General features: G+C 43.5%; 6 protein-coding genes. 3 read left to right on the top strand and 3 right to left on the bottom strand.

Annotated elements, in window-relative coordinates; genetic code table 11:
• Positions 1 to 11: 11 nt before the first annotated feature.
• A complete protein-coding gene (locus tag PI95_RS17485; protein WP_039737679.1) occupies positions 12 to 1,142 on the bottom strand; it encodes an acyltransferase family protein in 1,131 nt (376 codons plus the stop codon).
• Positions 1,143 to 1,669: 527 nt separating this feature from the next.
• Here PI95_RS17485 and PI95_RS17490 point away from each other — a divergent pair.
• Positions 1,670 to 3,103: a carotenoid oxygenase family protein gene (locus tag PI95_RS17490; protein WP_039737682.1), complete on the top strand. Its 1,434-nt coding sequence runs from the start codon at positions 1,670 to 1,672 to the stop codon at positions 3,101 to 3,103.
• A 157-nt stretch (positions 3,104 to 3,260) separates the two neighbouring features.
• The gene (locus PI95_RS17495) at positions 3,261 to 3,986 is read left to right on the top strand and encodes a Uma2 family endonuclease (protein ID WP_039737683.1); all 726 of its coding nucleotides are present in this window, start codon (positions 3,261 to 3,263) and stop codon (positions 3,984 to 3,986) included.
• 75 nt (positions 3,987 to 4,061) lie between these two features.
• On the opposite strand, the gene PI95_RS17500 is transcribed toward PI95_RS17495, so the two are convergent.
• Both PI95_RS17500 and PI95_RS17505 read right to left on the bottom strand, forming a co-directional pair.
• Complete coding sequence (locus PI95_RS17500; RefSeq protein ID WP_052324660.1) at positions 4,062 to 6,950, bottom strand: two-partner secretion domain-containing protein; 2,889 nt, start codon at positions 6,948 to 6,950, stop codon at positions 4,062 to 4,064.
• A 17-nt stretch (positions 6,951 to 6,967) separates the two neighbouring features.
• A complete protein-coding gene (locus PI95_RS17505) occupies positions 6,968 to 7,552 on the bottom strand; it encodes a hypothetical protein (protein WP_039737685.1) in 585 nt (194 codons plus the stop codon).
• Between the two features lie 386 nt (positions 7,553 to 7,938).
• Between PI95_RS17505 and miaB the strand changes: the two genes are divergently transcribed.
• Complete coding sequence (miaB, locus tag PI95_RS17510; RefSeq protein WP_039737687.1) at positions 7,939 to 9,303, top strand: tRNA (N6-isopentenyl adenosine(37)-C2)-methylthiotransferase MiaB; 1,365 nt, start codon at positions 7,939 to 7,941, stop codon at positions 9,301 to 9,303.
• Positions 9,304 to 9,537: the final 234 nt, after the last annotated feature.

Consider the following 9,537-nt stretch of genomic DNA (forward strand, 5'->3'; position numbering starts at 1 on the left):
CGTACCAGCATTTAAACTTTGAGAAACCAGCGTTGCCGATACATCGCGTAAGCTACAGCTAACCAAAGTAACACGGTGACAATGGCAAATAATAGCGAACCGTTGAAAGCACCTGCCCAAGGTACGAAAAGATTATTGTAAATCCAATCGAAGGTGTTAGGAGCTTTTTCACCGCTGCCGATGTTGGTTTTCACTAAGATTTTAATTAGTAACACAGAAGCCACGAAAAGAGCGATCGCATTTAAGCCCATGACTTCAAATCCTTTACTCCAACGTCGTATCCGTCGCACTTCGATAAGTTCATAACAAGCAGCTAGTAATATTAACGCCCAACCAGTGGTAAAAACTACATAAGAACTCGTCCACAGCTTCTTATTAATCGGGAATGTCAAACCCCATGCCCAACCGATTATTAAGCAACCGATACCAAATAATACTAAACCTACACTTGTGCGTGATTTGACTGGCTGATTGCGTATCCACTGACCGGTGAAGTAGCCAGCAAAAACGCTAACGATAGCGGGAATCGTACTAAAAAGCCCTTCTGGATCTCCCATGAAGTTGAAGCCATCACCTTTATATAGATGTGAAGAGGGAATAATCAAGCGATCGATATAAGCTGCAAAATTACCTTCTCGCGTTAGCACTCCCGCACCAAAACCGGGAACAGGCAAATACATCATTGCCAGCCAGTAACCGATAAGCAACACTCCTGCAAGTATCCATAATTTTTTACGCGGTATATTTAAGACTGCCAAGGACGCAAATAAATAAGCAAGGCTGATGCGTTGTAATACTCCCATGATGCGGATACTACTGAAATCGAAAGTCCCAATACCCTTATTCCAAAATACATTCAGCAGCAATCCCAAGGCAAAAAGAATGGCGGCGCGGCGCAAAATACGCCAATATACACTTGATGTGGGTTTGTTCTCTTCGGTGTACTTGGATAGCGAAAAAGTCATCGCTACACCGATAATGAAGAGAAAGAAGGGAAATACTAAATCAGTTGGCGTGCAACCGTGCCAATCAGCATGAAGTAAAGGCGGATAAACATTCGGTTCGGCGATGCTTGCCATATTCACAAGAATCATACCAGCAATGGTAATGCCGCGAAAAACATCAAGAGAGGTGAGGCGCATAAGCACAATTGTGTGGTGTGAAAATTACATTACTCTCCTCAATGCAGACGAGCAGGAAAAATTTTTAGACCGATACACAAGTTAAAATTCACTCTAGTTTGTCTGGAGAGGAGATTGCCTGTACTAGCTGCTTAAATAGTAGCTTGGCGGCTTTGGCTGATATACAAAGGTCGCACCAGCTTAATTGGGCGACCAGCAGCTTTCTCTTTATCAAGTTCGGCGGCTAGGGCGAGTCTTTCTTTTGACTTATGTGGACAGGCAACCGAAGTTCAAAAGTCGTGGGTGGTTGCGGATCTACGCTTCCCTTGCCTGTCCACATCAGGCGTATCTCTTTGTTGCACGGGCGATCGCCTTATCATTCATGTGGGGATTCAGTAGAGACGTTCCAATGGAACGTCTGTACAATCCGGGCAAAACGTCTCTACAATATCTGTCCCAATGCCAGACATAATATCAGGTTTTTCGCCATCAATTCTCGATATCGTTGCTTAAATATAAGAGCGACATAGTATTTAGCATTGAATCATATGCATACAATTAACTTTAAGTCAACTTCTTCAGCTTGGGCAGGTGCGATCGCTCAACCGGCACAAGAATTTTCTCCCAGCCAACTGCAAGTTATTTCTGGAAAAATACCCGCCGGATTGCGCGGTACACTTTACCGCAACGGACCGGCACGCTTAGAACGCGGTAATATCCGCATGGGACATTGGTTTGATGGGGATGGGGCAATTCTTGCCGTACATTTTACCTCGGAAGGTGCAACAGGTGTTTATCGCTACGTGCAAACTATTGGTTACAAAGAAGAAGAAGTAAAAAATCAACTGCTTTTCGCTAATTATGGGATGACTGCACCTGGGGCAATTTGGAATACATGGTTGAAACAATTTAAAAATGCTGCTAACACCTCAGTATTAGCACTGCCAGATAAACTCTTAGCATTGTGGGAAGGTGGTAAACCTCACGCTTTAGATTTGCAAAATCTGGAAACTTTCGGCGAAGATGATTTAGAAGGGTTAAGTAACGGCTTAAGTTATTCTGCACATTGCAAACGCGATTTGCAGACAGGGGAGATTTTTAACTTTGGAGTTACTCCCGGATTAAATGCGACGCTGAATATTTATAAGAGCATAAGCACTGGCAAAATAATTCAAAAATCGCAATTTCAACTTGATGGTACACCATTGCTGCATGATTTTGTTTTAGCAGGGCAATATTTAATATTTTGCATTCCCCCAGTGCGGATGAATGCTCTCCCGACGCTCTTTGGATTAAGCAGCTACAGCGATGCTTTGGAATGGAAACCTCAATTAGGAACTCAAATTTTAGTTTTCGATCGCGAAACATTAAGCTTAGTCAGTCGCAGTGAAACTGAACCTTGGTATCAATGGCATTTCAGCAACGGTTATGTTGATGATAGTGGTTTGGTGAATGTAGATATTGCTCGTTATGAAGACTTTCAAACCAACCAGTATCTCAAAGAAGTAGCGACAGGAGAAACTCACACTGCTGCAAAGAGTTCATTATCAAGATTGCAACTTAATCCGCAAAGTGGGAAAGTAACCGCAATTGAGCAAATATTAGATAGACACTGCGAATTTCCGAGCGTACCACCAGAAAACGTGGGAAAAGCTTCTCGGTATACTTATTTTTCCACATTTCGGCAGGGAACAGATATTAGTGAAGAAATATTAAACGCGATCGCTCGTTTCGACCATCAAGCCGAAAAATTAACGTCTTCCGATTGTGGAGAAAATCGCTATCCGAGTGAACCGATTTACGTTGAAGATGCGGAAAATCCAAATCAAGCTTGGGTGGTAACAGTTGTCTACGACGGCAATATTAATAGTAGTGAAGTTTGGGTATTTAATGCAGATAGACTAGACGAAGAACCTGTTTGTAAACTGCGATTACCCAGCGTTATTCCTCACAGCTTCCACGGTACTTGGAAACCAGCTTAGAGGAAAATTGGTAATGGGTAATGGGTAATTGGTAATTGGTAATGGGTAATTGGTAGTTATTTTCATTCCCGATTCCCTATTCCCGATTCCCTATTCCCTATTCCCTATTCCCTATTCCCTATTCCCTATTCCCTATTACCCATTCCCAATAATCGATATGATAGCCACCACAGACAAATTTCAAGTTACTTGGGAAAAATTACCTGATGATTTTGTATTACCAAACGATCCAGTGGATAACATCAATCAACCTCTTCTCGCGGCAGCTTTAACACAAAGCTTGGAAATAGCTGGAAGACTGCCAAATACAGCATTAATTACAACAAATTACGGCATTTGTGCTACTGTCAACGGCAAAATGGTGATTAAAGCACCAGATTGGGGATATGTAGCGAATATCCGCGTTTCTAGAGAAGAAGTGAAACGCAGTTACACTCCCCAATTACAAGGAGATATTCCGGTAATTGTGATAGAATTTCTCTCAGATACAGAAGGTGGAGAATATTCTGTCAAACCGACTTATCCACCGGGAAAATGGTTATTTTACGAACAAGTTCTCAAAGTGCCGAACTATGCCATTTTTGAACCGGATACAGGCACACTTGAAGTATATCGATTAGACGATGGCAAGTATCAACTACAGCAACCTGATAATAATAACCGTTACGCGATCGCACAAATGAATCTATTTCTCGGTACATGGCAGGGAGAACGGGAAAACCGCACAGGTTATTGGTTGCGGTGGTGGGATGAGCAGGGGAATTTGCTGCTGTGGGGTTTAGAAAAGGCTGAACAAGAACGACAACGCGCTGAACAAGAACGACAACGTGCTGAACGATTAGCAGCGCAACTGCGATCAGCAGGTATTGAACCTGAGGCATGAATTTTGTAGTCAGCGCTTCAGCGCTGAAGCGCCGACTACATAAGTCCGTAATCTTCCCACTTTCACGCAAAGTATTCACTGTTTAGGACACATACCAGGGGTAGATGCCAAATTGTCAGGAGTAGCCACCGACGCATTAGAAATAAGAGAAACTTCACCGGTTCTATTGTTAAATACCCAACCAGTAGCAGGAATAATCTTCACAGTATTAGAAGCTTTCTTAATTGATTGGGTGATGCGATCGCTCCTTTGTTTGCTAATATTTCCATTTTCTAAGCTCCCCACCTTCTCCACTGCGGATGAAAGCCGCGTATCTTGCCATACCACATCATTGGTAAGAAATTCATCCGGACTAGGAGGTAAACCCCCGCGTCCGGTAACGATAAATTGATTGTCTTGTGTCCCATCAACAGCACAGCCAGAAGCAATTAAACTTGAGGCATCAACTAAATTTGTAGGCATGACAACCAAACCAAGGCTTGGGTTTATTTCCGTGTTGAATTCTACAGTATTGCTTAATAAAGGATTTTGCTGAGAAATTGCCGTGATATCGCTTGTTTGCAGCTTACTCGGATTTAGTTCGGATGATTCCTTAGGTTGCAGCAACCTGACCAATTCTGCGCGATCGCGTGGCACTAACCCAAAAATCCCAGAGGCTGTAATCTTAACAATACCGGCTTTGTCGCTGAATGCATTTGCCGTGATGTCGCTATTTTCATTAGGGACAGCAACGACAAAGCCATTAGGGGCATTGATAGTGATGTTACCAGCATTTCCACTAGCCTCGGCAGTCCCTGCGCTGGCAGTTATGCTGCTGTTGTTACGCAGTAGTAGGATGTCTCTGACATTCAGAGTGATATTTCCACCTGCACCCGCTGTAGTTGCAGCTGCGATCGTTCCCTGTTTGTCGAGAAAAATCAAGGGAGATGTAACTTCGATGTTGCCACCGCTAGCTGTTGCGTTACCTGTACCTGTAACGCGAGCAAACAAGCCACTGTTAGGACTATCATTATCAATTAATTGTGTACCATATCGGTCAACCCGCTCTTGAAAAATAGGATTGCTGCCAGAGATACTAACTCTTTCCTTAGCGTTGACGGTGATGTTACCTGCACTGCCACTGCTAAAGGCACTAGTCAGAAGTTGACCCCCACCAGTCAAATCAAGAGTATTGGTGTCAACATTAATATTGCCTCCAGAACCAGCGCTTCCACTTCTAGCACTGACAACTCCTCCATCTGATACGCTCAATTTATCAGCATTGATACTGATATCACCGCCCTTGCCAGTAGCATTTCCTTCACTACTAGTAATCAACCCACTAATCAAATTTCCTTGCTCTGGATTGACACCAGAAATATTCACCTCAGAAGCGTTGATTTGAATACTGCCCCCGTTATTTTCTCCTAACGCTCTAGACAATATTTCCGCACCATTTCTTAAGGATAATGCCCTTGCCTTGATATTGATGATGCCACTATTCCCCAATCCATCGGTATCGCTGGCGATAAAGCTTTTATCAAAAGAGACAGTATTTTGAGCATCAAATATCACGTTACCAGCACGCCCTTGTCCAGAGATAGTGGTATCCAGAGTGCTATTATTAGTTAAGGAGATTTTTCCGGCTCGGATGTTGATATCACCACCACTGCCCACTCCATCATTGTCTACTCCGGTGTAAATAAAACTATTGGCAATATCTACAGAATTATTAGCCTGCAAAGATACCCCAGGGGTGTTTCCTTTTCCTGAAATGCTGGCAGTCAAATTAGCGTCATCAGTTAAAGAAAAAGACCCAGCTTTAATATTAACCCCGCCTGTATTGCCCTCGGCTTGAGAATTCACATCGCTGGAAATTGAACTATTGGCAATATCTACAGAATTATTAGCTTGCACAAATACCCCTCCAGCATTTCCCACTCCATAGGTGCTGGAACTGACCTGGGCATTGTTTAACGACAACGACCCGGTATTAATATTGATAGTGCCGCTATTGCCAATAGGTTGAGAAAGAATATCACCCACATCATTAGAGACAGAGCTATCTGCAATTGTCGTTTTGTCTGTAGCATTGAGGGTGATATCTCCTGCTTGAGTACCAGTTAAATTTATCCCCGCTACAAGGTTACTTCCTCCTAAAATATCTAAATTCCGGGCATTGACTGCAATACTACCCCCACCCTCATCTGCGGTTACATCAACAGTAGCTTGATTTAATGATACATTGGCTCGCGCCACACCATCAGGAAAACTCAAACGGAAATTATTGTCATCGATATTGAGTCCTACGGTTCCGGTTGTTGCTAATCCTCCCAACTCGACTCGACCATTACGAGCAGTTAACACCCCACCATCTAAGTTGACATCGCCACCCACTAAAGCTAAGGTTTTTCCAGGCTTGACTTGAAGACCAGTAGATTGATTTTGGATGCTTCCCGGATTCGCTGGAAATTGCAAACCAATGGGAACACTAATTGTCAATAGAGGTGTTGTTTGTGGAGCAGTTGCACTGAACTCAAAACCATCAGCAAATTTCAAACTACTTGCCGTACTTGCAACAAAAGACCCACCAACATTCAAACTGGCATTGGGTCCAAAAACAATTCCATTGGGATTAATCAAAAACAAGTTAGTACCATTAGCGCGAATCAAACCATCAATGTTAGAGATTGACCCACCTGTTACCCGACTAATGATATTTTGGATATCTACAGCGTTGTAAAAAAAAGCAGTACCACCAGTTGGAACAGAAAACTGTTGGAAACTGTGGAATAAGTTGCTTCCTGCTTGAGTTCCACCAGTGATATTAAAGGTATTGCCTTTTAATTCGACGTTGGAATTAATCGGTAAAGTTGTATCTGGGACTATTTCTTGTTGAGCCTGAGTAGGCTGTGTGACACTCAGACAGCAGAAACTAACGCTAACAATCCAAAAGCCGAGAATGTACTGTCTCACGATGTTCATTGCCTCAAATGTTACACTTATGAGCGATCGCTACAACCAAACGGTACAATTTGGTATTCAATTGTGTAGTTTATGCCATCGCGTGTAAATGTCATCTCCTGCGGAGATTGAGTATACTGACTAATTGCAACTGTTTGCTGACCGATAATCCCAATTCGAGGAACTGTTGGGTTGCCCACCAAACCAAGAAGTTGAACGGTGACTGTATTGTGAAAACAGCTACTCATATCTAGAGGAATTGGATTTCCCGGATTCATCGTGTAGGGAAGTGAACTGACTCCTGTTTGTTTGATGCGTACATATATGTTGCTTACAGGGGCATCTGATGTTATGGATGTTAACTGTAATGAGTTTCCTGTGCTGGGCTGATAATTGTGAGATAGTGCCCCAGGCGGTGTTTTTATCTCTATGCCAAAGGGTGTTTCCGTGTCCTGGGCTACAGCGTAATATCCACAGGAGGCGATCGCACTCGTAGCTACAGCTATTCCTAGCCCTAATTTCCAACTCCAACTTTTCCAGCTTTGAGTCATATTAAAATCTCCTTGCTCCAAAACAATCAGACGAATGCTAAATAAAGCTAATTGAGCATTGAAAATCAACATTAATCAAATGGTCAAAACTTTACTCACCATAGAGACATATAGGACTGGGAGCAGCTGGTACTTTCATTGAGTCATGTTGTTCGCGTTAGCGTTCTGTGCAGCTACGGTAACGCGAACAACATGACAAAAATATTTTGCTGAAGTCCTAACATAGACACTTGACCGAATAAAAGTTATCAGTCTCTGTTTATATATCGGGCAAAGATTCAGACTTTTATTTACAAACCCAGAATTTTTTGACAAAACTTTACACGCTTGTCTTAGACTTTACATGTCAAATCAATATTCAATTCTTAGGCGATCGCCCGACTCCACGCACTTATTTCTATACTTTAATAGAATTGAGATAAAGCCTATATACTATTAAACTGATTAGATAATTCCCTATGACCACATCTGAACGCCGCTATCACATCACCACCTTTGGTTGCCAAATGAATAAAGCCGACTCAGAGCGCATGGCTGGCATCCTAGAAGACATGGGCTTTGAGTGGTCTGAAGATCCAAATAATGCAGATTTAATTCTTTACAACACTTGCACTATCCGCGATAATGCTGAACAAAAAGTATATTCTTATCTCGGTAGACAAGCCAAACGCAAGCATGAAAAAGCGGATTTAACTTTAATAGTTGCCGGTTGCGTTGCCCAACAAGAAGGCGAAACGCTGTTGCGACGAGTTCCAGAATTAGACTTGGTAATGGGACCGCAACACGCTAACCGTCTCAAAGAGTTGCTAGAGTCGGTATTTGACGGCAATCAAGTTGTAGCAACAGAGGCAGTCCACATTATCGAAGATATCACCAAGCCGCGCCGTGATAGCAAAGTAACAGCTTGGGTAAATGTGATTTATGGCTGTAACGAACGCTGTACTTACTGCGTCGTTCCTAACGTGCGCGGTATCGAACAATCGCGTACACCAGAAGCAATTCGCGCCGAAATCGCAGAATTAGGACACCAAGGTTACAAAGAAGTCACCCTACTCGGTCAAAATATTGACGCTTACGGCAGAGACTTGCCAGGAACCACGCCAGAAGGTCGCCATTTACACACGTTGACAGATTTACTATATTATGTACACGATGTGCCGGGAGTTGAGCGGTTGCGATTTGCTACCAGTCATCCCCGTTATTTCACTGAGCGATTAATTAAAGCTTGTGCTGAATTGCCCAAGGTGTGCGAACACTTCCACATACCCTTTCAATCTGGGGATAACGACGTGTTAAAGGCAATGTCGCGGGGTTACACTCAAGAGAAATATCGCCGGATAATTGATACAATTCGCCGATATATGCCGGATGCGTCAATTAGTGCGGATGCGATCGTCGGTTTTCCTGGAGAGACAGAAGCACAGTTTGAAAATACCCTGAAATTAGTCGAAGATATTGGCTTCGACTTGTTGAATACAGCCGCATATTCACCACGTCCAGGGACACCAGCAGCTTTGTGGACAAATCAACTAAGTGAAGAAGTAAAAAGCGATCGCCTGCAAAGACTAAATCATTTAGTTAACACTAAAGCTTACGAGCGATCGCAACGTTATTTCGGACGCATCGAAGAAGTGCTAGTAGAAGACCAAAACCTGAAAGACAAAACTCAAGTCATGGGACGCACACGCGGTAATCGTCTCACCTTCTTCGTTGGTGATATTACTGAACTCAAAGGACAGTTAGTCAAGGTGAAAATAACCGAAGTTCGAGCCTTTAGCTTGACAGGAGAACCGATAGAAGTGCGACAAGCGGTTTCAGTGTAAAAGGGGAATGGGGAATGGGGAATGGGGAATGGGGAGACAAGGGGACAAGGGGAGCCAGTGCGTTGTGGAGGCAGCGCGGTCATGTTCGTTACCCCCATGAGCGACTGCCGTCGGGTTTCCCGCGTTGAAGCATCTGGCGTGGACAAGGGGAGCCAGTGCGTTGCGGAGGCAGCGCGGTCATGTTCGTTACCCCCATGAGCGACTGCCGTCGGGTTTCCCGCGTTGAAGCATCTG

This window comes from Hassallia byssoidea VB512170 (genome assembly GCF_000817785.2).
Classification (GTDB): domain Bacteria; phylum Cyanobacteriota; class Cyanobacteriia; order Cyanobacteriales; family Nostocaceae; genus Hassallia; species Hassallia carrinoi.